Origin of the sequence: Kribbella hippodromi (assembly GCF_039531045.1) — a bacterium.
GTDB classification, from domain to species: Bacteria; Actinomycetota; Actinomycetes; order Propionibacteriales; family Kribbellaceae; genus Kribbella; species Kribbella hippodromi.
In genome coordinates this window covers 107,505-130,710 of the sequence record NZ_BAAAPH010000018.1, presented here as the reverse complement: position 1 = coordinate 130,710, position 23,206 = coordinate 107,505, and the positions used below count along the sequence as shown (strand labels likewise).

The 23,206-nt window shown below is 67.8% G+C and carries 17 protein-coding genes; 11 read left to right on the top strand and 6 right to left on the bottom strand.

Annotated features, from left to right (window positions below):
• Positions 1–124 precede the first annotated feature (124 nt).
• Positions 125–1,147, top strand: coding sequence for a PseG/SpsG family protein (locus ABD260_RS26030; RefSeq protein ID WP_344237326.1), 1,023 nt, complete (start codon positions 125–127; stop codon positions 1,145–1,147).
• Here ABD260_RS26030 and ABD260_RS26025 read toward each other — a convergent pair.
• Positions 1,140–3,368: a hypothetical protein gene (locus tag ABD260_RS26025; RefSeq protein WP_344237324.1), complete on the bottom strand. Its 2,229-nt coding sequence runs from the start codon at positions 3,366–3,368 to the stop codon at positions 1,140–1,142. The genes ABD260_RS26030 and ABD260_RS26025 overlap by 8 nt on opposite strands.
• A gap of 141 nt (positions 3,369–3,509) precedes the next feature.
• Between ABD260_RS26025 and ABD260_RS26020 the strand changes: the two genes are divergently transcribed.
• The 5 genes from ABD260_RS26020 to ABD260_RS26000 are packed head-to-tail and all read left to right on the top strand — an operon-like array spanning position 3,510 to position 11,512.
• Positions 3,510–4,262, top strand: a complete 753-nt coding sequence (locus tag ABD260_RS26020; RefSeq protein WP_344237322.1) for an N-acetyltransferase — start codon at positions 3,510–3,512, stop codon at positions 4,260–4,262.
• A gap of 51 nt (positions 4,263–4,313) precedes the next feature.
• Complete coding sequence (locus ABD260_RS26015; RefSeq protein WP_344237320.1) at positions 4,314–6,596, top strand: glycosyltransferase family 2 protein; 2,283 nt, start codon at positions 4,314–4,316, stop codon at positions 6,594–6,596.
• Positions 6,596–7,441 (top strand): DNA replication complex GINS family protein, encoded by an 846-nt coding sequence (locus ABD260_RS26010; RefSeq protein WP_344237318.1) that lies wholly within the window; start codon positions 6,596–6,598, stop codon positions 7,439–7,441. The genes ABD260_RS26015 and ABD260_RS26010 overlap by 1 nt, the downstream gene beginning before the upstream one ends.
• Positions 7,434–9,368, top strand: a complete 1,935-nt coding sequence (locus ABD260_RS26005) for a hypothetical protein (protein ID WP_344237316.1) — start codon at positions 7,434–7,436, stop codon at positions 9,366–9,368. The genes ABD260_RS26010 and ABD260_RS26005 overlap by 8 nt, the downstream gene beginning before the upstream one ends.
• On the top strand, positions 9,365–11,512 hold the full coding sequence (locus tag ABD260_RS26000) for a glycosyltransferase family 2 protein (RefSeq protein ID WP_344237314.1): 2,148 nt from the start codon (positions 9,365–9,367) through the stop codon (positions 11,510–11,512). The genes ABD260_RS26005 and ABD260_RS26000 overlap by 4 nt, the downstream gene beginning before the upstream one ends.
• A gap of 101 nt (positions 11,513–11,613) precedes the next feature.
• Here ABD260_RS26000 and ABD260_RS25995 read toward each other — a convergent pair whose 3' ends face one another.
• Positions 11,614–13,005, bottom strand: coding sequence for a class I SAM-dependent methyltransferase (locus ABD260_RS25995; RefSeq protein WP_344237312.1), 1,392 nt, complete (start codon positions 13,003–13,005; stop codon positions 11,614–11,616).
• Positions 13,006–13,159: 154 nt separating this feature from the next.
• Between ABD260_RS25995 and ABD260_RS25990 the strand changes: the two genes are divergently transcribed.
• Positions 13,160–13,885 (top strand): hypothetical protein, encoded by a 726-nt coding sequence (locus ABD260_RS25990; RefSeq protein WP_344237310.1) that lies wholly within the window; start codon positions 13,160–13,162, stop codon positions 13,883–13,885.
• Here ABD260_RS25990 and pseI read toward each other — a convergent pair.
• Together pseI and ABD260_RS25980 are read right to left on the bottom strand one after the other, a co-directional pair.
• Positions 13,882–14,931 carry a pseudaminic acid synthase gene (gene pseI / locus ABD260_RS25985; protein ID WP_344237308.1) on the bottom strand — a complete coding sequence of 350 codons (1,050 nt, stop codon included), beginning with the start codon at positions 14,929–14,931 and terminating at the stop codon, positions 13,882–13,884. The two genes, ABD260_RS25990 and pseI, sit on opposite strands and share 4 nt — an antisense overlap.
• On the bottom strand, positions 14,928–15,440 hold the full coding sequence (locus ABD260_RS25980) for a GNAT family N-acetyltransferase (RefSeq protein ID WP_344237307.1): 513 nt from the start codon (positions 15,438–15,440) through the stop codon (positions 14,928–14,930). The genes pseI and ABD260_RS25980 overlap by 4 nt, the downstream gene beginning before the upstream one ends.
• A gap of 83 nt (positions 15,441–15,523) precedes the next feature.
• On the opposite strand from ABD260_RS25980, the gene ABD260_RS25975 reads away from it, so the two are divergent.
• Entirely contained in the window at positions 15,524–17,095 is a 1,572-nt protein-coding gene (locus tag ABD260_RS25975) for a glycoside hydrolase family 10-like protein (RefSeq protein ID WP_344237305.1), read from the top strand.
• A 3-nt stretch (positions 17,096–17,098) separates the two neighbouring features.
• Here the strand turns inward: ABD260_RS25975 and ABD260_RS25970 are convergent, their stop codons facing one another.
• Positions 17,099–19,477, bottom strand: a complete 2,379-nt coding sequence (locus ABD260_RS25970) for a hypothetical protein (protein ID WP_344237303.1) — start codon at positions 19,475–19,477, stop codon at positions 17,099–17,101.
• Between the two features lie 57 nt (positions 19,478–19,534).
• On the opposite strand from ABD260_RS25970, the gene ABD260_RS25965 reads away from it, so the two are divergent.
• From ABD260_RS25965 to ABD260_RS25955, 3 genes are read left to right on the top strand one after another with little or no spacing between them, the layout of a single operon-like run.
• Complete coding sequence (locus ABD260_RS25965) at positions 19,535–19,786, top strand: acyl carrier protein (protein WP_344237301.1); 252 nt, start codon at positions 19,535–19,537, stop codon at positions 19,784–19,786.
• A complete protein-coding gene (locus ABD260_RS25960; RefSeq protein WP_344237300.1) occupies positions 19,783–21,024 on the top strand; it encodes an AMP-binding protein in 1,242 nt (413 codons plus the stop codon). The genes ABD260_RS25965 and ABD260_RS25960 overlap by 4 nt, the downstream gene beginning before the upstream one ends.
• Entirely contained in the window at positions 21,017–21,763 is a 747-nt protein-coding gene (locus ABD260_RS25955) for an SDR family NAD(P)-dependent oxidoreductase (RefSeq protein WP_344237298.1), read from the top strand. The genes ABD260_RS25960 and ABD260_RS25955 overlap by 8 nt, the downstream gene beginning before the upstream one ends.
• Here the strand turns inward: ABD260_RS25955 and ABD260_RS25950 are convergent.
• Positions 21,760–23,148: an FAD-binding oxidoreductase gene (locus tag ABD260_RS25950; RefSeq protein ID WP_344237296.1), complete on the bottom strand. Its 1,389-nt coding sequence runs from the start codon at positions 23,146–23,148 to the stop codon at positions 21,760–21,762. The genes ABD260_RS25955 and ABD260_RS25950 overlap by 4 nt on opposite strands.
• Positions 23,149–23,206 lie beyond the last annotated feature (58 nt).

Sequence of the window (23,206 nt, the reverse complement as noted above, 5' to 3'; positions counted from 1 at the left end):
ACAATAGCTGCCCCGGCGACTACCTTCTCAATCCCCGTCTCAGACAGTGCGGCTTCAGGGCTGATTCAGTGCGGATTATCACCTGTTCCGGGCGGTCGGCCGGACAGCCGATACGGTCTGGGGCGTGAAGCGTGTCGGGGTGCGATGTGATGTGGGGCCGGCCCGCGGCATCGGGCACGTGATGCGCTGCCTGGCGCTGGCCGAGGAGGTGAAGCGCCGCGACGCGGAGCTGGTTTTCGTCTGCGACGCCGAGACCGTGCCGTGGGCCGCGGACCAGATCGCGGCCCGCGGATTCGCGGTGCACCCGGCGGTCTGGACGCCTGACGCCCATCTCGGGCTCTTCGGCAAGCTCGGTCTCGACGCGGTCGTCTTCGACTCGTACGACCTGGACAGCGCCGTGTACGCGGCCGTCCGCGCGAGTGGACTGCCCTCGCTGGCGATCGTCGACGGTGACTTCCGGGGCGCCGAGGCGGATGTGCTGATCGACCAGAATCTCGCCGCCGAGCTCGACCACCCGACGCTGCCGCGGGACGCGATCCGGCTGGCCGGTCTGCCGTACGTGATGATCCGCGACGAGATCCTCGGCCACCGCCCGGCCGAACCGCCGGCGGCGCGGCCCAGCGGCGTACCGGAAGTCTTCGCGTTCTTCGGTGGGACGGATGCGTTCGGCGCCGGGCCACAGGTGGCACGTGCGCTGGTGGCGACGGGTCTGCCCTTTCGGGCAACAGTGGTGGCGCCGAACCCGTCGCTGGCTGCCCAAGTCGCTGCTGTAGCCCCGCAAGCCGGACAGCACCTTGAAGTCATTGGTCCGACGGATCAGCTGGCTGTCAGGGTGCGGCAGGCGGATCTGACCATCAGTGCCTCCGGTACGTCGACGTGGGAGCTGCTCTGCCTCGGAGCCACTGCCGGACTGGTGTGCGTGGTCGACAACCAGGTGATGGGGTACGAGCGCGCTATCGGTACTGGTGCGGCAGCAGGACTCGGTCTGCTCAGTGCACTCGAGGCAGACCCGGCGTCGGCGGTTCCAGTACTCAAGCGGTTGCTTACTGACTCCATGGAGCGTGACCGACTGGCGCGTGCTGGTTGGGAGCTTGTCGACGGCAAAGGGCGGGAGCGGGTCGCGGACGCGCTCCTGCGGCTCATCTGATCTCGTACACCGTCGCGTCGAGCGTGGCGTGCCGGAGGCGGACGTAGTTCCGCAGTGCGGGTGACACTTCACCGGCGCGGTGGTCGGCGTACAGCCAGCGCACGCCGGCGTCACGCAGTCGCTGGATCGCGGTTGGCGACGGCGCCTTGAACGCGGCGTCGTTGGCGGCCAGCTGCGCGCGGTCCCAGTACGGGATCAGGCTGGGGTTGCCACCGGAGGTAAGAGCGATCCGGTTCGCCTGGTTCGAGTAAGACCAGCCTTCGATCAGTACTGGTCGCTCCGATAGTGCAGCGAGCCAGAAGTGCCGGCTGTCGCAGACACCGTCGCGTTGGATGATGCAGTGCGCGTTGGTGGCGACCAGCTCACCCGGCTTGCTGTTCCGCCGCAGCCACTGCGCCGCACCGGCCTCGGCTGCCGTCGCACCGCCCCGGAACGGGTGCGCGAAGACCAGGTTGGACTCCTTGTCCGACCCAAAGGCCTGCAGCGGTACCAGCGTCGCGCCGATCATGCAGGCAGCCACCGCGGCACTGCCCAGCGCAACCAGGAAGTTGCCGGGCCGCCGGACCAGCTTCCACGTCACCGCCACCAGCACCGCTACGACAGCCACAGCGGCCAGCGTCCACAGCCAGGGCCCCTTGATGCCCGGCAGGTCGGCAGACTGCGCCCGGGCGATCGCGAACGCCACCAGACCGAGCAGTCCGGCCGCACCGACCAACACGACCGCGCGGCGGTCACCCAGTCGGCCGACCAGGTTCGCCAGCCCAGCAGCGGCCAGCACGGCGATGACGGGGAAGGCGGTCCGCAGGAAGTAGAGCTGGCTGACACCGGACTGCGTGGTCAGCAACGTACCCAGCAGCCCTGCGACCGCCACACCGGCCAGGAAGACCGCACCGGTGTCCCGCCAACGCCGGCCGAGGAAGAACAGTCCGGACGCCGCTAGGGCCCAGCTCAGCAGCGTCGTCGCGCCGGACAGCAGCTGGGCGTGTGGGTTGGCCACCAGCAGCGAGTACGGCGCCAGTTGGACGAATGTCTCGAAGGGCTTGATCTCCGTACCCCAAGTGCTGCCGCCGAAAATGGTGATGAGCGCTGCGACGAACACCGCCAAGGACAGCAGCCCACCGAAGAACGCCGGCCGCGTGCTCCGCCGTACGAGTCCGAGCTGCAGGAACGCGAAGGCGAAGCCGGTCCCCACTACTGGCAGGATCGTCGACTTCGCCCCGGCCGCGACCAGTGCGAGCAGCACTAGTAGCACCCACCGGCTGCGGGGCTTGCCGTTGGCTCGGAGCAGGTCGATCGCCACGATGCACAGCGCCAGCACAATCAGTACGCCTAGGTTCTGCGTTGGGCTCAAGTACGCCGCGACGGCGGTGGAGATGCCGCCGAGTCCGGTGGCGGCCAGTGGTTGTACGGCTCCACCGAGGCCGGCGATGAATACAGCGAGTGGTCCGGCCCAGGTAGCGCCTGACTGACCGGCCGGTACGAGTCGCGTCGTCAGTGCGTACACCAGTCCGCAGCCGGCCAGGAACAAGGGCAGCCAGCTCAGCGCATGGATCAGGTCGGTCAGATCGATCCGCGTACCCCACTGGGTCGCCGCCGTGGCCTGGTGGAAGAACGTGTGGTACTTCATCGGCTCGCCACCGAGCCAGAACGTCGAGATCGGCACGTCGTACTTCGCACTGGCCGCCAGCGCCTGCTGGAACGCCAGATCGGGGTACGCGCGGAGCGGATCGGTGTACGCAGGCAAGAACTGCCCCGGACCACGCCGGTACACGATCAACAGCACCACTGCGGTGGACGCAGCGAGTAGCCACGCCTGCTGCGGTCGCAGCGGCTGCTCCACCCGGCGCAGTACGCGCGCCCGGGCGTCACTGTCCACGAAGGCGATCACCAGTACGACCGGCGCCCACGCCCAGGACCAGGCCTGCAGTCCGATCGAGGCACTGGCCAGGTACACCAGCACCTGAGCCGCCGTACCGACCGCGAATCCGGCGGACAGGTCCTCCACCAGGTTGCGCCCGTAGCCACCGACCAGGCGCCACAGCGCAAGACCCGGTGCGGCCACCGCCACGCCGGTGAACAGGACGAACCGGATCAGCTCGAAGAACGTCGCGTGCAGCGCGAGCAGGACGATCGCCAGCACCAGCACCGTCAGCCCGGCGACCAGCCCGGAAAGGGACGGCCCCGCGGTCCGCGGCCCCCGCCGCCTCGCTTTCGCGCGCATGTCGTAACAGTAATGTGAAGACCGGGGTGGTGGGGCGGGGAAGGTATCTGTTGAGCTGTCGGACGACCACTGCGGGTGAGGGTTCCTAGTGTGGATTAGTGGTCTCTGATAGGACGCTTGATGCCTTAAGCTCGGCGATCTATGAGTTGGTACGACGCGCTCGAGGCCGGTGAGCTCACCGTACGGCCGTCGGTGGACGCCGCGAAGCGGTTCGGGGTTTCGATCGACCGGATGTCGGTGTCGGCCTCCGCCGGTACGCCGCTGGCCGAGGTACTGGCCGCGGTCGAACGATCCACCGCCGACGTGATCGTGCTCCGCTATCCGGCCCGCGAGAACACCTGGTTCGCCGCACTGGCCCGCGGCCCGCGTACGGCGCTGCTGGCCGACACTGTGGTCTGCTGGTCGCTGCCGGCCGGTAAGGGCCGTCGGCCGGCGCCGCTAGCCGGTTTCACCGCACAGATCGAGCGGGAGGCCGACGACGAGCTGGTGGACGACCTGGTCGCGGATGTCTTCGGTGACTCCGGCAATCACTACTGCTCCAACCCCGTCTTCGACCGCACCGGCGCACTGGCCGGGCAGCAGGAGTGGGCGCGGCGGCGGATCGCCGAGGTCGGCGCGGTCGTACTGCGCGGGCCGGACCGCCGCGTGCTCGCGCTGGCGGCGCTGGACGAGCAGCGCGCCTGGACCGAGATCCAGCTGGCCGGGGTGGCACCGGCCGAGCAGGGCCGCGGGCGGTACGGTCACCTGCTGGCGGCGGTCGAAGACACTTGTAGCACCCGAAGACTGGTGATTACGGCCCAAGCACATCAGACTGGCATCCAGCGCATTTGGGCTCGGTACGGCTTCGAGCCTGTGCATAACCTCCTGACGGTGCATCTCGTTGCGGCTACGTAGGAGTGAGCTGGGGGCCCACGCACCACTGACCGCAGGAGAGGGGACACCGAAGTGACGCCGCGGTTGAGCGTGGTGGTGCCCTTCTACGGCGTCGGCGAGTACCTGGGCGACTGCCTGGAGTCGATCGCGCGCCAGTCCTGGACCGACTTCGAGGCGATCCTGGTCGACGACGGCTCCCCGGACGACAGTGCCGTCGTGGCCAAGGCCTTCTGTGACACCGACCCGCGGTTCCGGCTGATCCAGCAGGAGAACGCCGGTCCCGGACCGGCCCGCGACCGCGGCATCCAGGAGGCGCAGGGCGAGTACCTGGCGTTCGTCGACGGCGACGACCTGGTCTCCCGGTACGGGTTCGCCGCCCTGGTCCGGACGCTGGACCGGACCGGCTCGGACTTCGCCGGTGGCAACGCCCGGCGGTTCAACAACAGCTTCGGCGTACGCCCCTCCTGGCTGCACAAACAACCGTTCGCCCGGGTACGGCATGCGACGCATGTGACCGAGTTCCCCGACCTGGTCCTCGACCGGATGCTCTGGAACAAGGTGTACCGGCGCTCGTTCTGGACCGAGTACGGCTACACGTTCCCCCCGATCCGGTACGAGGACTACCCGGTCGCGCTGAAGGCGCACCTGGACGCGGTGACCGTCGACACGATCACGCAGGCCGTCTACTACTGGCGCGAGCGCGAGTCCGGCGAGTCGATCACCCAGCAGAAGTTCCAGCTCGCCAACATCCGTGACCGGGTCACGTCGGCCGGCATGGTGATCGACCTGGTCGAGGACTCCGTACCGGTGGTTCGCCGGCGCGTACACGCGCACCTGGCGCAGATCGACGTACTGACGCTGATGTCCGCGTTCGGGACCGTTCCGGCGGAGCAGGAGCAGAACCTGGTCGACCTGTCCCGGGAGCTGCTCGATCGGCTCGACGAAGAGGTCCTGGCGAAGACGCATCGGTACGACCGGATTCAGCACGCCGCACTGCGGGCCGGTGACGTCGACCTGCTCAGGCGACTGGCAGTGTTCCGCAACTCGGGTGGCCTGCGTGGTGGTGCGCGCGCGGTGTCCCGGCCGCGCCGGTCACGACAGCTCGACTACAACTACCCGGGGCGCGGCGAGTCCGTCGTACCGGCCGCGCTGTACCGACTGCGCGAACAGGACCTGACGCTGGCGACCAGTGTGCGTGCGGTCGCGTGGGTCGATGGTGGTCTGTCGGTCAAGGGCACCGCTGAGATCCGCCACCTGGCGACCAAGCGCTCCTCAAGCCTGGAGATCGCGCTGGAGGTCGGTGACACCTCGTACCCGTTGCCGGTACGCCGCTACGAGGCGCTGGACCTGCACGGGGACACCACGCTCGTTGGGTTCGAGGTAGTAGTGAGCCCGGAGCTGCTTGGGAAGTGCACTGGTGCTCCGGCGCACTTTGCCGTTCAGATGCGGTCCGGTCGCCGGGAGCGGAAGGGCATGCTCGGCGGGCAAGGACCAGGCAGTCCTGGATGGCCGCCTGGTGCATGGCTTGACGAGACCAGCTGGATTCAGCCCGGTCCGGGCAAGGCGGGGTGGTTCTCGCTGCGGCGGCTGACCGACCCGAGCCGGTTGACCTCCGTCGAGCAGACTGCTGACGAGCTGGTGCTGCGCGGGCATGCGTCCTTCGACGAGCCGTCACTCGTGCTCAGCCGGCCGATTGTCGGTGGTGACGAGGAGATCCCGCTGGAGCTCGACGGACGCGACTTCACCGCGCGGCTGCCGATCCGGGACATCCTGGCCGCGGCCAACCCCGACGACCCGTTCGGGCAGCGCACCACTCGGGTGTTCCGGATGCGTGGACCCGAGCAGGTACCGCGGGTGCTGCTGTGGACTGCCGGTGACACGGCTGTCTCCCGGACCGTCGACGGCCGCGTGGTGACGCTGACCCGATCCACCGGTGGGTACGTGAACCTGCACGAGTCACCGATCCGGACCACGGCCACGTACGCCAGTACCAGTGACAACCAGCTGGTCGTGCGCGGTACGGACGGCCGGGACGTCACCCTCAGCTGGCGGCGGTACTTGGCCGAGTCCGACGACCACCTCGACGTACCGTGCCGCCGGACCGGGTCCGCGGACGGCTGGTCGGCCGAGGTGGATGTGGACGCGCTGATCCCGGTCACCGCGGTGAAGCAGTCCGTAGACCCGTTGGCCGCGCTGGCCGACTGGATCCTGTTCGCGACCTCGCCAGATGGTGAGGCGCACGCCGTTCAGTGCGAGCCGTTCCTGTGCAGCCGGTTGCCGTTGGCGATCACGCACGGGGCGCACGCGCTCGCCGTACGACCACATGCCGGCACTCTGCACGTCGAGGTGCGCTGATGCATCACCACAACCACTACTACGGCCAGACGCACATCCTGTCGCGGTACGCCGGTTTCGACTTCGACCATCCGCCGCGACTGCGCGGGTACCTGCAGCACGGCTGGAACATCGGCTGCGGCTGGAACCCGGTGCACGAGTTCTACGACGGTGCCTGGCGGTTCACCTGGAGCGACGCCCCGAAGCGTCGCGGGCACTCGCTCGGCCGGCGGAACTACCACAGCATCGGTGCGCCGTTCCTGTACCTGACCGAGCTGGAACCAGAGCCGGAGCCCGACCCCGACTCCGAGGAGCCGCCGGTCGAGCGTGAGGGCACGCTGTGGTTCCTGTTCCACGGGTGGGAGGGTGGCAAGATCCACGGCGACCACCAGCGGCTGATCGACGAGATCCGCGAAACCGAGCCCGGTCCGGTCACGTTCAGCTTGTACTACACGGAGTTCGACCGCCCTGAGGTCCGCGGGTTCTACGAGGACGCCGGGTTCCGGGTGGTCTCGTTCGGCAAGCGTGGCTTCTCGTACGAGGGGACCGAGCGGCGGTTCTTGTTCAAGCAACTGGCCGAGCTGCGCAAGCACAAGCGGGTCGCGGCGAACCGGTTGTCGACGGCGATCTTCTACGGTGTCGCGGCCGGCTGCGAGCCCGCGGTGTACGGCGACCCGATGGAGATGGACGGCGAGAACCCACTGTTCGGCGGGCAGAGCCGGATCGAGCGGCTGTGGCCGGAGATGCTCGGCAAGACCGTCGACCTGGAGGCCGCCCGGGCCACCACTGACCTGGAGCTGGGCAGGCCGTGGATGATGCCACCGGCAGAACTGCGAAGCCTGTTCGATTGGAGAGAGCGTGTCTGAAGTCCAGGTCGTCCGCGGCGAGATGCAGCCGTGGACCGATCACACGATCGCGCGGCCGGCGCTGGCGGCTTTGCTGACCGAGGTGGTGCCGGCCAATCGGCGTACGCTCGTGCTCGGGCCGCATGCGCCGGAGCAGATCGAGTCGGTGCTTGCGCATTCGGCGGATGTGACGATGCTGGTTCGCTCGGTCTCCGACGCGCAGCGGCTGAGCGAGGACTTCGGGCCTTGTCTGCAGGTGATCGCGGGTGCGCTCGACGGGTTGAGTGTCGAGCCGTTCGACGTGGTCATCGCGACCGACGGGCTGGACCGCGTGCTCGGGTACGACAGTGCCGACCTGAACTGGAGCGAGCGGCTGGCGGCGCTGTCCGCGCTGACCGCACCGGATGCGGTCGTCGTACTTGGTCTGGAGAACGAGTTCTCGCTGCTGAACTTGCTGGACAGCCGTCCGGCCGACGAGCGGCACGGCGACGACGAGTGGCGCCCGCTGCACGACGACCCGAGCCGGCCGGTGTCGGTCGAGCAGTTCAAGGCCGCGCTGCCGTGGAGCGCCGAGGTGTACGCGGACTTCGGCGGGCGTACTTTCATCCGCGCCGATGTGGCCGCCGCGGCCCGCCCCGGAGAGCTTCCGACCCGGCTCGCGGGCACTGCCCTGGAGTCGGTCGCCGTACCCCTCCTGTCCCCACCCGCCGACGGCCTGGACACGGCCGCCCGCGCCGGCCTCCTCCCCGCCGTCCCCACCGCCTGGCTGGCCGTCACCGGCGCCACCCCCACCCAAGACATCTACGCCCAATCAGCCCACACCGCCCTAACCGCCACCCAAACCCTCACCGGCTGGGACACAAGCATCCGCACCACAGCAGCGGATGCCCCGGCGCCGGTCTCCGGCGCGGATGCCCCAGCTGAGCCCGAGCCCGCGCCCCTCACCTCCTCGCCAAGCACCCCCGCTCCGACCGGTGCGTCGGCGCCCGCCGCCTCTCCCGCCGAAAGCACCGGTTCGTCCACCAGCACGTCCGCCCCGGTGGAGCATGCAGCCTCGAGCAGCACCTCGTCGCCAAGCACACCCGCTTCGAGTGGTGCGTCGGCGCCCGCCGCCTCTTCCGCCGAAAGCACCGGTTCGTCCACCAGCACGTCCGCCCCGGTGGAGCTGTCTTTTGATGGTTCTGTGGTGCCGGCGGTGGTGCCTTCGGGGGTTTCGGTTGAGAGTGTGTTGTTGCGGCTTGCTGCAGCTGAAGACGTACCGGGTTTCCGGAAGTTTGCGGCTGAGTTGGGGGAGTGGGTGGGTGACTCCCGGGTGATCGTCCGCTGGGACGACGTGATCGTCGACGGCGGCACCTTCGCCTTCGGGGTCTCGCCGTGGGTGGCCGCGGACGTGGTAGCGAAGGAAGACCTGCTCGCCGCCGCCTGGTACCGGTTCCACGACCGGATGATCACCCGGCACCGCCGGCACCCCTGGCCGCCGTGGATGATCGGCGACGACCTGGTCTCGGCCTGGCTCGGGATGTCCGGGATCGAGCCGCCGGAACAACTCCAGGCGACCTCACCCGACACCCTCCCCGCGAGCACCGAACAAGTTGCCCGCGGCAAAGAACTCGCCGCCGCCCTGGAGACGGCGCTGGAGACGAACACCGAACTCGTAGACCTCCGCACCAGCCTGGCCGCCGCCGAGGAAGCCCGTCAGGAGCTGTTCGAGCTGAAGGGCCACGTGTACGGCCTGGAGCGCACGCTCGGTTTCCGGAACAAGGCGATGAAGACCCGCGAGAACCGCATCCGCGAACTCCGCGGCCAGCTGCAGAAGCTGAACGTCGCGCACGAGCGCATCCGCGGCTCACGGACGTACGCGGTGTCCCGGGTGATCTTCCACGCCGCGCAGGTCCGCAAGCCGAAGACGGTCGCCCGCAAACTCGCCCGCAAGATCCGGAAGAGATGACGGCGCCACGCCTGAGCGTGGTAGTTCCGTTCTACAACGTGGGGGCATACATCGGGGACTGTCTGGATTCGATCTCGCGACAGACCTTCGCCGATTTCGAGGCGATCCTGGTCGACGACGGATCGCCGGACGACAGCGCGGTGGTGGCGAAGGAGTTCTGCGACCGCGATCCACGGTTCCGCGTGGTGCAGCAGGAGAACGCGGGCCTCGGACCGGCGCGGAACACCGGCGTCGCGCACGCGGCCGGCGAGTACCTCACCTTCGTCGACAGCGACGATCTGGTCACTCGGCACGGTTTCGCGTTGCTGCTCAGGGCACTCGATCAGACCGGTTCGGATTTCGCCGGCGGTAACGCTCGCCGCTTCAACAACAGTTACGGCGTACGCCCGTCCTGGCTGCACGCGCAGGCCTTCACCGCCGACCGGCTGGCCACGCACGTCTCCGAGACCCCGCAGCTCGTGCTGGACCGGATGGTGTGGAACAAGGTGTACCGCCGCTCGTTCTGGGACGAGTTCGGCTACAAGTTCCCCGCGATCCGGTACGAGGACTACCCGGTCACGCTGAAGGCGCACCTGGAAGCCGTCACCGTCGACACGATCGCGGCGCCGGTGTACTTCTGGCGCGAGCGCGAGTCCGGCGACTCGATCACGCAGCAGAAGTTCCAGCTCGCCAACATCCGGGATCGGGTCATCTCGGCCGGGATGGTGCTGGACGAGGTCGAGGACGCGCTGCCGGTGATCCGCCGGCGCGTACACGCGCACTTCCGGCAGATCGACCTGCACTCGATCCTGTCCGCGTACGGGACGGTCCCGCCGGAGGAGGAGCAGCATCTCGTCGAGCTGACGACCGAGCTGCTCGACCGGTTGGACGACGAGGTCCTCGCGAATTCGCCGCGGGTCTCCCAGTTGCAGTTCGCGGCCGTACGCTCCGGTGACATCGAGCTGCTCCGTGAGGTAGCGCTCGATCCGGACGCGGCGCAGGACCATCTGCAGCTCGTCAAAACGGATCTGACGCTGGCGACGAGCATCCGCGAGGTGACCTGGATCGACGGTGAGCTGGCGATCCGCGGCACCGCCGAAATCCGGCACCTGCAGAGCAAACAATCATCCCTTCGAATCGGCCTGGTGATCGCCGGCCGGAACCACCGGCTGCCGGTGCGGCGGTTCACCGCGACCGATCTTCGCGGCGAGGAGAACCTGGTCGGCTTCGAGGTCCGGGTGAGTCGCCGCCTGCTCGCCAGGTGTACGGCCGGCCCGTCGCACTTCGATGTCCGGCTCCGCGCCGGCGCGGTCCGGCGGCGGGACCTGCTGCGCGGGCCCAAGGCGGGTAGCCCAGGTTGGCCGCCGGGGGCGTGGGTGGATGACGCGCAATGGATTCAGCCGGGTCCGGGGAAGGACGGTGCGTTCGCCGTACGCCGCCTGTCCAATCCGTGCCGGTTGACTTCGGTCGAGCAGACGCCGGACGCGCTCGTACTGCATGGGCGGTCGGCGTTCGACGAGCCGAAGCTGTTCGTGAGCCGGCCGTTGTCCGGTGGCGAGGAGGCACTGCCGCTGGAGGTCAGCGGGCGGGACTTCACCGCGCGGTTGCCGATTGCGCCGATTCTCAAGGAGATCAACCCGGACGATCCGTTCAGCCAGCGGACCACGCGCGCGTTCCGGATGCGTGGGCCGGAAGGGCAGGAGCAGGTACTGCTCTGGACGGCCGGTGAGCGGCTGGTTTCGCACGCCGAGGGTGGGCGAGTGGTGATGCTGACCCGGTCGACCGGCGGATACGTGAACCTGCACGAGTCACCGATCCGGATGACCGCCACCTCAGCTGTTGCTGCGGGCAACATGTTGGTGGTGCGCGGGCCGGACTGGGGCGAGGTCGACTTCAGCTGGCGCCGATACTTGCCGGACTCCGATGACCACGTGGACGTGTCTTGCCGGCGTACGGTGTCGGACGACGGCTGGGCGGCAGCGGTGGAGATGACGGAGCTGGAGCCCGCGGAGTGGATCTTGTTCGCCACTACCGCCGACGGCACCGCCTTCGCCGTCCAGTGCGAACCCTTCCTCTCCAGCCGCCTCCCCCTGACAATCCCCCACGCTGGCAGAACTCTCGCCGTCCGCCCCCTCGCCGGAACCCTGCACCTCGAAGTGAGTTAACGGCAGCTCGACAGGAGGTGTCGCTCAAATCGGCGCCCCTGCGGGCCGCGCCAGGCGTGGCGATTGCCGCGCGGAGCGGACACCTCCTGTCGAACTGCCGATTAACGGCGGGCGACCAGGAGTTGGTGGGTGGTAGGCCAGTCCAACGAAGTGCCGGTGGGGGTGCTGATGGCGGCGACGGGGGCGATCCGGTTGGTGATGACCCAGTCGTTGCGCAACGGTTTGGAGGCTGGGTCGATGGTGAAGCCGGCGCGTTCGGCGACGCCGCACCAGCCGGCGAAGTCGAGACCGCAGAACTGCTCGTGCGTCTCGCTCAACCAGTTGTCGACGTAGTCCTTTCGGGTCAGGAAGTCCATCGCGTCGGCCAGCCGGAGCACCAGACCGTCGCCGTTCTGCCGATAGCTGAAGGGGACCTTCGCGTTTCGCCGGAAGTCGCGGGCGAACTGGAAGAACCGTGCTCTCGTGGAGAGCTTGGTGATGTACGCCGCCGGGTCCTCGAGCGTTTCCAGTTCGGCGATGTGCTTCGGGTTGTCGCCGTCGCTGTCGTCCAAGTGGAGCACGACCTGGCGATCGGGTTCATCAGGACCGCACACATCGGAATTGATCCAGACACCGTGCGGGGCGGTGTGCGCGAAAAGTGCGTCGGCGAAACGTTGTACGGTCGCCGGGCGCGATCCGCTGGCGTATGACCAGATTTCGTGAGTAAGGGCGAGCGTCAACGTGGTGTCGATCGACCGCGCCGGGAAGACCGCTGAGCCAAGCATGTTCCGCTGGTAGAAGTACACATTCGGATTGGTGAAGAGCCCTTGTTCCTTCTTATGCACGCATTCCGCGTACAGGTGCCGGGCGACTTCGACACCGATCAGGTCCGACTCGTGGAACCTCGGGTCTCGATCGACGAGCTGCAAGGTCGCTCCGGTGGCGCAGCCGATGTCCAAGATCCGTCCCGGCCGGACAAAGTCCTTGATTTGCAGCCACTTCCGGTCCGCGGCGGTTTCGAACGCATCGGCGTACGTCTTGTAATCCCGCGTCGTGGTCAGTCCACCGTCATCACCCACGACCGGGTCGTTCACGCAGCGCGCGACCTGCGCATCCAGTGCGTACCGCTCGAACACGTCAACGGTCGCGGGATGCGCCAGGTCCTTCCATTGTTCGTTGCCCGCAGCAATCATCAACAGTACGTCCCACGGCCGGGCCGTACCGTCCGGCTCGACCCCGATCACCGGAAATCCCAGCTGCTCGTACAGTTTGCTGACTTCCGGGGTGGAGCACGCCACCACCGTGTTCGCGGGCGTCAGCCGGACAAGGTCATCCGTACCCGCCTCAACTGCTTTTACCGTCACCTCGGCGAACTCGTCGGTCGGCGGCGTATCCACCACCCCCACCACCAACGACCGAATCCCCTCCAGCACACTGAACCGCTCAATCGCCGCTTCCCGCCGATCAAACCCCACCGGATTCCGCTTGGTCGTCTGATGATTGGCCGAGGTCACCGCCCAAACCACCGTCCGCCCACCAAACCCCCGCAAAAACTCCCCCTGGAACCGAGTCAACACATGATGCCGCCCCGGAAACAGCAAATACTCGGCCATCAACCCCTCCAGCTACCATGCGCTCGTCAGCACATAATCCCAGGGGGAGGATCACGTGCATCAGCTGGTACGCCGCACCACGGCAGTCGCCGCCGTACTACTGCTGGCCGGCTGCAGCTCCCCGAAGCCAACACCGGCTCCGAAGCCAACACCGACGCCCTTGGGCTTCCGCTACACAGCGTCCGAGCTTGAGACCGCACTTCCCGCGACGTACGGGCGTCACCAGCTCGACCTCAGCGCGTACGTCTATCCCGTCGCCCCGAACTGGACTCTCCGCCACGATGCGCTGGCCGGGCATGGGGTCCAGCCGACGCAGTGCCGGGAGACGCTGTGGAACGGGCGGAACACTGCTCCACCGGGCGAGTTCATTCCTGGGGAGACGCCGTCTGCGCGGGCGTCGGCTGAGCTGGGCGCACGGATCGGTGACGACTGGAGTCCCAATGTCCGGGCCGAGATCGTCGAGCTGACCGGTGAGCTGGCCGGCAAGTACTTGCACCAGTTCGAGCCGACGCCGCCGGAGTGCCGGAGTGTTCAGGTGGATGGGGTTGTCCGGGCAGGGGCCGTTGAGCGTGCGCTGCCGGGGTTCGGCGTGGAGTCGCGGTACATCGCCCGGACGTTCCCGCTCACGGGCAAGTCGTGGACGGAGCGCATCCTGCTCTACCGCGCCCCGACGTACGTGATGACGATCCGGATGGACGGGTTCAGTGTCCCCGACACGGCGTTTCTGGCGTTCGCGCGGCAGACCCGCGATCACGTGACCGCGGGTCTGAAAGCCGGTTAGAGCAGGTCCCAGGTGAGGGGGGTGCCGGCTTTTACGTCGGTGCGGAAGGGGCGGCCGGCTACCTGGGTGTACAGGTCGGGGGCCAGGCCGCCGGCTGGGCGGATGGAGCGGACGTTGTCGGGGGTGATCGGGTCGCCGGCGCGGACGTCGGTGGTGACGAACAGCGAGCGGCGGAAGCGGAGTACGTTCTGCTCGGCCTGTTTCGGCCCGATCACCGGCTCGCCGAGGGCCAGTTGGGCGACGCGGGTGCTTTCGACCAGCGCCTCCAGCTCCCACGGCTCCAGCGAGAAGGCGGAGTCGACCCCGCCGTCGACGCGCTTCAGCGTCACGTGCTTCTCGATCACGGTCGCGCCGAGGGCGACGGCGGCGACCGCGGCGCCGATGCCCATCGTGTGGTCGGACAGGCCGACCTGGACGCCGAGGGCGTCGCGGAGCACCGGGATACCGCGCAGGTTGGACTGCTCGGGCGGCGCCGGGTAGCTCGCCGTACAGGACAGCACGATGATCTGCTCGTTGCCGGTCGAGCGGGCCGCGCGGACCGCCGCGTCGATGTCGGTCAGCGTCGCGGAACCGGTCGAGATGATGATCGGCTTGCCGGTCTCGGCCATCCCGCGGACCAGCGGCAGGTCACCGATCTCGTTCGACGCGACCTTGTACGCCGGCACGTTCAGCTTCTCCAGGAAGTCGATCGCGGTCGGGTCGAACGCGGACGAGAACGCGACCATCCCGAGCGACGTCGCCAGCTCGAAGATCGGCTCGTGCCAGGCCCAGGGCGTGTGCGCTTCCTTGTACAGGTCGTACAGCCGGGCGTCGCTCCACAGCTCGTGCTCGGCCGGCAGCCGGAACGCGGGCAGGTCCAGGTCGAGCGTCATCGTGTCGGCGGTGTACGTCTGCAGCTTGATCGCCTGCGCCCCGGACTCGGCGACCGCGCGGACGATGTCCTTGGCCCGCTCCAGGTCGCCGTTGTGGTTCCCGGACATCTCCGCGATCACGAACGGCTGGTGCTCCGGCCCGACGTGTACGCCGCCGATGTCGATCGTCTTCATGACTTCCCCTGCTTGCTTCTACGGTCCTGCTTGCGCAGGCTGATCGGAATCACGATGATCTCGCGGCCACCGGCGTACCGAGTCTCCGGCGTACCCTCGGTGAACCGGAACCGCCGGTTCATCTGCCGGACCACGGTGTTGTGTTCGAGCACCTCGCCGGTGAGCAGCTCCAGCCCGAGCTCGTCGAACGCGTACTCGGTCGCCTCGCGCATGACCTCGATCCAGGCCGGCAGCGTCGCACCGGTCTCGGCCAGCCCTTCGGCGTCCAGGAAGAACCCCCAGGACCCGCTGGTCCCATCCAGGTCGAAGAAGTTCACCACCCCGGCGGGCACGCCGTCGCGCAGGTAGATCAGCACCCGGCGGCCCGGATCCAGCGAGGTCTTGGCCCACCAGGCCGCATGCTCGTCGGCACTGATCTCGTGCGTGGTGAGACTCACATCCCGATTGGCCTGCTGATTCCGCATGGTCAGAATCAAGCCGACATCGGCGTCGGTGGCGGTCCGCAGCATGCGCCTAACCTAGCGTCTTCTCATCAAAGCCCCGATGTGTAAACATCTTTCGACTTCACCTTGATCGACGGTCGGAGAGTGACATGAGAGTCTGGCGAGCCATGGGTGTACTGGGCGTGACGGCGGGGTTGCTGGTGAGCGGACTCACGAGTACGGCAACCGCCGCCGAAGCTGATCAGCAGAAATGCGCGCCCAGCACGAGTACGCCGCTCCGGCAGTTCCGGGCGAGCTGGGTCTCATCGGTGGTGAACATCGACTGGCCGTCGAAGACCGGGTTGAGTGCCGCGCAGCAGCAGGCCGAGCTGATCGGCTGGCTGGACGACGCGGTGCGGCAACGTCACAACGCGGTCGTCCTGCAGGTACGCCCGACCGCGGACGCGTTCTGGCCGTCGAAGGTCGAGCCCTGGTCGCAGTACCTGACCGGCCGTCAGGGTGGCGACCCCGGGTACGACCCGCTGGCGTTCGCGGTCGCCGAGGCGCACAAGCGGAACCTCGAACTGCACGCCTGGTTCAACCCGTACCGGCTGTCGATGGGTACTGACCTCAACGCGCTGGTGCCGACCCACCCGGCGCGGCAGCACCCGGACTGGGTGGTCAAGTACGGCGGCAAGCTGTACTACAACCCCGGCATCCCGGCCGCCCGCAAGCTGGTCGAGGACGCGATCATGGACGCGGTCGCGAACTACGACATCGACGGCGTGCACTTCGACGACTACTTCTACCCGTACCCGGTGGCCGGCCAGACGTTCGACGACGCCGCGACGTTCGCCCAGTACAACGACGGCTACACGAACCTGCAGGACTGGCGGCGGCACAACATCGACCTGCTGATCAGCGAGCTCAGCCAGAAGATGCACGCGCTCAAGCCGTGGATCAAGTTCGGCATTTCCCCGTTCGCGGTCTGGCGGAACAAGGCGACCGATCCGGAGGGCACCGACACCACCGCGGGCGTGCAGACGTACGACGACCTCGCCGCGGACACCCGGAAGTGGGTGCGCGAGGAGTGGATCGACTACATCGTCCCGCAGGTGTACTGGGCCCGTGGCTTCGCGCCGGCCGACTACGACAAGATCGTCCCGTGGTGGGCGGAGCAGGTCCGCGGTACGCACGTACACCTGTACATCGGCGAGGCGACGTACAAGGTCGGGACGTCCACGCAGTCGCCCGGCTGGTCCGTACCCACCGAACTGAGTGACCACCTGGCCCTGGACAGCACGATCCCCGAGGTCAAGGGCAACATCTACTTCTCCGCGAAGGACGTCCGCGCCGACCGGCTCGGTGCGACGTCGCTGGTCAACAGCACCTGGTACTCCAAGCCCGCACTGATCCCCGCAATGCCCGCGCTGGACTCCCGTCCGCCCCTCTCGGCCCACGCCGTACGCGCGACCCGCACCGCGGCAGGCGTACAGCTCAACTGGTCCAGGACGTCCAAGGACACCACCTCGTACGCCATCTACCGCCGCGAACTCCGAGGCACCGACCACTGCCCCGACAACGACGCCCGCAACCTCCTGACCACCCTCCGCGCCACCGGCCCCACCCAGACCTACACAGACCCCACCGCAACCCCCGGCACCGCCTACATATACACCGTCACCACCCTGGACCGCCTGTCCAACCAAGGCGTCGGAATCCCAGCAGTGTCACTCCGCTAGACGCTACGGCGACTGGAGCCCCGGCGTGGTGGGGAGTTGCGTTGGGGCTGGGGCTGTCGGGTAGGTCGGGGTTGTTGTGGTGGGGGAGGTGGGGAGGCTGTAGGTGGGTTGGGTGGGGAAGCTGGGGGTGGTGGGTGAACCCGGCGTGGGAGTTGAGCTGGGTGTGGAGGTTGGGCTGGGTGTGGGGGAGGGGGATTTGGTGGGGTACGGGGTTTCTGGTGGGGGTGGGTAGAGCTGGTAGACGCGGACGGTGCCCTGCTGGAATCTGAGGTCTGTCAGTTTGTCCAGGTTTTTGGGTGGGGTGCTGACTCGGTCGTCGAGGAGGAGCCACTGGACGCCGTACGTGGTGCGGAGGGTCTCGATCAGCTGGCGGGTGGGGTTGGTGAAGACCTCGTCGTTCAGGCTCAGTTGGTCCTGGTTCCAGTACGGGCCCTGGACGCCGGCGGGATACATGTCGTCGGCGCGGGTCTGGAACGACCAGCCCTGGACCAGTACGCGGCGTTCGGCGTAGCCGGCGATCCAGTACGAGCCGGTGGTGCAGTGGGATGACCTTGCTTGGTGGCAGTGCACATTCGTGGCGATGCGGTCGTCCGCGCCGGAGTTGCGGCGGATGAAGCGTGCTGCCTCGATACCGCCTGGTGCGATCGACTCGTACTCGGTCAGTGGCGGACTGGCGAATCGGCGTACGGACGCGACTGTCGGCGACACGGTCGTACCCACCAGCACTGCGACGGTGATCACAGCCCAGGTACGCCGGGAACCGCGCAATACCAGGCCGAACACCCCGATGCCGATTGCCGCGATCACCAGTGCGACTACCAGGCCCTGCCCAAAGCAGCTGGTCGATGTACACGATCCGTCAGACCGGTAGCGCCCCCAGTAGATCGCAGCGACACCAATCCCCAACGCCACCGCAGCGATCCAGTACTGCCTGCCCTGCAAAGACCCAAGACCCCAGCTAGCAAGAAGCACGCCCAGCACAAACCCGGTGCGTACGAAGAACAGCTGTGTGTCGCCCTGATCTGCCAGCAGTGATGCACCGAGCACCGCTGCGACAAAGCCGGCTACCAGGAACACCACCATCGGATCCCGGGCCAACCGCCGCTTGATCAGCAGTGCACCAGCCAACGGCATGACCCAGCCGACCACGACCACCACTGCGATCACCGGGACAGCACGACCACCGCCCATCCGGTCGGCCAAGCTGTCGAACGTCGCGCCCGGATCGAACCGCACACTCGACGCCACACCGCGCAGTACCAGGAAGAACGTCAGCGCGTACGCCGCCGCAACGCCCACACCGAGCAGTAGTGCCCGCAGGTTGAGTCGGCCAGCCCGGACAGTCAGGTAGATCCACGCAACAGCCAGTCCGGTCGCGTAGACAGGCAGTGCGGTCGCTTTGGTCAGTGCTAGCGCGGCAACAAGTACCCCAGCAGCTACGAACAGCCGGAACAGCTGCCCACGGGTCGTACCAGGACGGCGTCGCAGCAGTACCGCAGTGACGGCGATCAGGGGTAGCAGCAACACAGTGGAGAACGCCTGCGGCGGATTGGTCAGCTGACCCAAGGAGAACGGCCCGTCCGCGAACACCCGGTCGGACACCGCCCACGGCCAGGCCACCAGGTCACCACCGGCAACCACCAGGCCCGCAGCGATCGGTGCGGCAACTGAGCGACCGGTCAGCACCATCGCAACAGCAGCGGCACCCAGTACGGTCAGCAGGATCCACGCGAACGGCACCATCCGATGCGTCAGTACGTCCAGCGGCACGCTGGTGATCCAGTGCGCTGACGCGATGTGGTCGTACGCACCCCAGTGGCCGGTCAGCCATTTCCCATCGGCGTACGGCACCCGTGGCGGGAAGTGGTGTGCCAGCTCACCAGCCAGGGCCAGATTGTGCGGGGCGTCCGTGGCTGGTCGCAGTGCCTCCGGCCCGTTGAGTGGGATGAGCCGTGCGCCGACGCGTACGAACCACGCGGCCGCTGCGCCGACTGCAACCATCAGGCCGGCGATGGCCCACCAGGGCGTCGGCCGCTCCTGCAGTTTGCGCCGTGGCAGTGCGCGCCACACGCCGAAGGCCAGTGCGGGCATCAGCAGCGCGGCGAACGGCAGGTGGAAGAGCATCCCGAGCGGGTAGAGCAGCGCCTCGCAGGCGAGTCCGAACGCCGTACCCAGGATGACGTCCGCGGCGAACCAGCCGACGCCACCGGTCAGCCGCCGCCAGAACATGGTGCCCGGTACGACGATGACGACGAGCAGGTAGCCGAGGTACGCGGCCGGCATCCACGGCGGATGCTCCTGCAACGCCACGAACCAGGCCAGCGGCAGCACCGGCAAGCTCGCCAACGCCGCGGTCCGCTTGCCACGCCCGGCTCTGATCATCGCCAAAGTGTATGAGCCCAGCACGTCACCAAGACCGATGCCTTAGGCTTCATGACTATGAGTTCGGTGGCGCGGGGTCGGGTCCGGGAGATGATGGGTGAGGTAATGACGGCCCAGGGCCGCTCGTTGCCGGGTGATGACGCGGCGGACCTGCGCGAGATCGGGTTCCGGTCGCTGGACTTCTCCGAGCTGGCCCTCCGGGTGGAGGACGAGCTCGGTGACGAGCTGAATTTCGACGCCCCTGGGCTGCGCCGGATCGCGACGGTCGGCGACGTACTGGACTTCATCGAGCAACTCCAGTCGGCGTGAGCACGCGGCGCCGCACGACCGCCCTGATCGGCGACGACAACACCGTCGTCGTCGCGGGCAAGCGCCTGACCTGGCGGACCCTGCGCAAGCTCCCGCAGCTGCCGTCACCGGCGGCGGTGCTGGTCGACAACGGTGCGGACGCTCTGGCCGCGCTGCGGCACCACGCAGTCCACGGGACCGAGTTACTCGTCGCCACTGAGTCCCGCGTCGATGAGCTGATGCGAGAAGAGCTCGGCGAGTCCGGCTTTGCCGTTGTGCTGCCTGACGGCACGGTGACGCCCGCCAAGCTGCGGCGAGTGGAGGAGTCCGGGAGGGCCTGGCTGCTCACCTCTGGTTCCACCGGTCGGCCAAAACGCATCGGCCACACGCTGGAGACCCTGACCACAGTCACAGCGGATCAGCCGGCACGTACGTGGCTACTGCCCTACTCACCAGGGACGTACGCCTGGTGGCAGGTCGTGACGCTCTCACTCACTCAGCCCGACCAGGGCCTGGTAGTGATCGAGCCACACGAGCTGGAGGACTGGCCGGCCGTTGCCACTGAGCATGGCGTTACCGCTGCATCGGGTACGCCGACGTTCTGGCGGCAGGCGATCTACCGGGACGCGGAGGCGCTCGCGGGCGTACCGCTGGAGCAGATCACGCTCGGTGGTGAGCCGGTTGACCAGGCGATCCTCGACCAGCTCCGGGAGATCTTCCCGGCGGCGCGGATCTCCTGGATCTACGCCTCGTCCGAAGTCGGTGCGTCGATCGTGGTCCACGACGGCAAGGCCGGCTTCCCGAAGGCCTGGCTGGACCGGGAGCCTGACCCGGAGCGACCGGCGCTGTCGGTGGAGAAGGACGAGCTGATCATCCGCTCGCCGCACCACGGAGCCGGCCTGGTCGGTGCGGTCCACACCGGTGACCGGGTCGAGTACGACGGTGACCGGGTCCTGATCACCGGGCGGCTGGACAGCGACGAGATCAACGTCGGCGGCTCCAAGGTGTCGGCCGGTGTGGTCCGCAACGTGCTGATGGGACACCCGGGCGTCGCCTGGGCGCGCGTCTTCGCCCGCAAGGCCCCGCTGGTCGGCCGGATGGTGGCGGCCGAGGTAGTACCGAATCCGGCGCTCGGTCCGATCACCGACGCCGACCTGGTCCAGTGGTGCTCGAGCCGGCTACCGGACTACGGCGTACCGCGCCGGATCAAGTTCCTCGACCAGATCCCGCAGAAGGAAACCCTGAAGAGCGATGTCTGAAGTCAGCGTTGTCCCGCCCGCGTCGGTGGTCCTGGTGTCGGGCGGTTCCCGCGGCCTCGGCCTGGCGATCGTCACCGACCTGCTCGCGTCCGGCCTCAAGGTCGCGGCGTTCGCGCGTACGGTCACGCCCGAGCTGACCGCGCTCGGCGAGAAGTACCCCGAGCAGCTGCACTACGGTTCGGTCGATGTGAACGACGCGGCCGCCGCGCAGGCGTTCGTGAAGGCGGTCGAGGCCAAACTCGGTCCGATCGACGGGCTGGTGAACAATGCCGCGATCGGGCAGGACTCGCTGCACGTCCACACCTCCGCCGATCACCTGGCCGGCATCATCCAGACCAACCTGACGTCGCCGCTGGTGCTGACCCGGTTCGTCCTGCGCCGGATGCTGGCCAAGGGCCTGAAGGGCCGGATCGTCAACATCACCTCGATCTGCGCGCAGCGCGGGTTCCCGGGCCTGGTCGCGTACTCCGCCACGAAGGGCGGCATGGATGCGGCCACCCGCTCGCTGGCCCGCGAGCTCGGCGGCCGCATCCTCGCCAACGCGGTCGCACCCGGCTTCTTCGCGTCGGAAATGTCCGCGGTGCTCGGTCAGACCCAGCTCGACCAGATCGTCCGGCGCACCCCGACCGGCCACCTGACCGAACCGGACGACGTCCTCCCCGTCGTCCGGATGCTGCTGCTCGACAACACCAACATCAACGGCCAAGTACTCACCATCGACGGCGCCGCCTCAATCTAGGGCTTGATGTTCTGGTTTCGGTGGAAGACGTTGGCTGGATCATACTTTCGTTTCAGCTCGACCAGACGTTCGTACTTTCCGCCGTACGCCGCCCGTAGCCGCTCCGTGTCGAGGTCGGCCATGCCGTTCACGTAACTGCCGATGCCGATCGTGTAGGGCTGCAGCGCCGACCAGAACCTGCGCACCCACGTACGCTCCGCATCGAGTGTCTCGAGCTGGGGCGTGGTCGCGATGATGAACATGGCGTACCGCTTGGTGCGTTGCCCACTGAACGCGGTGGCGTCGTCCGCGGTCTCCAAGTACGCCTGGTCGAGGTGGTACAGCATCGAGACGGACATCGGTGAAGTCTTGCGGGGCATCTGCTCCGTGATCACCTCGATCGCCTCATCGGACAGTTCCTCGAGGTACGTGCCCTTCTCGTAGTGGTACATCCCCCACGCGTTCGGTTCGTCGAGCAGTTGCTGCACGGCGGCGTACGGCATCGGTGTCGCGAACTCGAAGAGCGGTGGCGCCATCTCGCGTACCCGCTCCATCGCCTCGGCGTGCTGTTCGGCCGATCCGAAACCGACCACGATCAGCGCGTACCCGAGCTTGAACTGGTGTTCTTCCGGTACGAACGGCGCCGGTGGTGCGTTCAGGCAGGCGATCAACGCGTTGATCTCCCGCGGCAACGCCGGGATCACGTCACGAGCCGCCCGGAGCAGATCCGTGCCCTGCTCCTGGCCCCAGAACGCGAGACCGTACTGCACGATCGGCCCGACCTCATGCAGCCGGAACTCGAACTCAGTGACCACACCGAAGTTCCCGCCACCACCTCGAACCGCCCAGAACAGGTCCGGGTTCTCGTCCTCGGCCGCACGCAATGCCTGTCCGTCGGCGGTGACTACCCGCACCGACTCCAGGTTGTCGATGCTGAGCCCGTGCATCCGGCTCAGCAGCCCCATACCGCCGCCGAGCGTCAATCCACCGACTCCGGTGTGGCTGACGACACCGGCCGGTACGGCCAGGCCATGCGCTTGCGTGGCGCTGTCGAGGTCCCCGAGCAGTGCGCCGCCGCCGACCCGGGCGCGCCGACCTGCTGCGTCCACCGAGACCTGGTTGAGCAGGCTGAGGTCGATCATCAACCCGCCGTCGACCGACGACAGTCCGGCCATGTTGTGGGCGCCGCCGCGAACCGCGATCTCCAGTCCTTCGGCCACCGCGTACCGGACGGCGGCCTGGACGTCCGCTTCGGAGCGTACTCGCGTGATCACCGCCGGCCGTCGGTCGTATTCACTGTTCCACAGCTGCCGCGCGCCGTCGTACCCGTCCTCGCCGGGTATCAGCACCGCTCCTTCCAGCGCGGCGCGCAGTGCGTCGACACTGGATTCCGCAAGCTGAGTCATTGCCGTTCCCCCTGTCCTTGCCGCCAGGCCTGATGCCTGACCCCCGTGGTCAGCATCC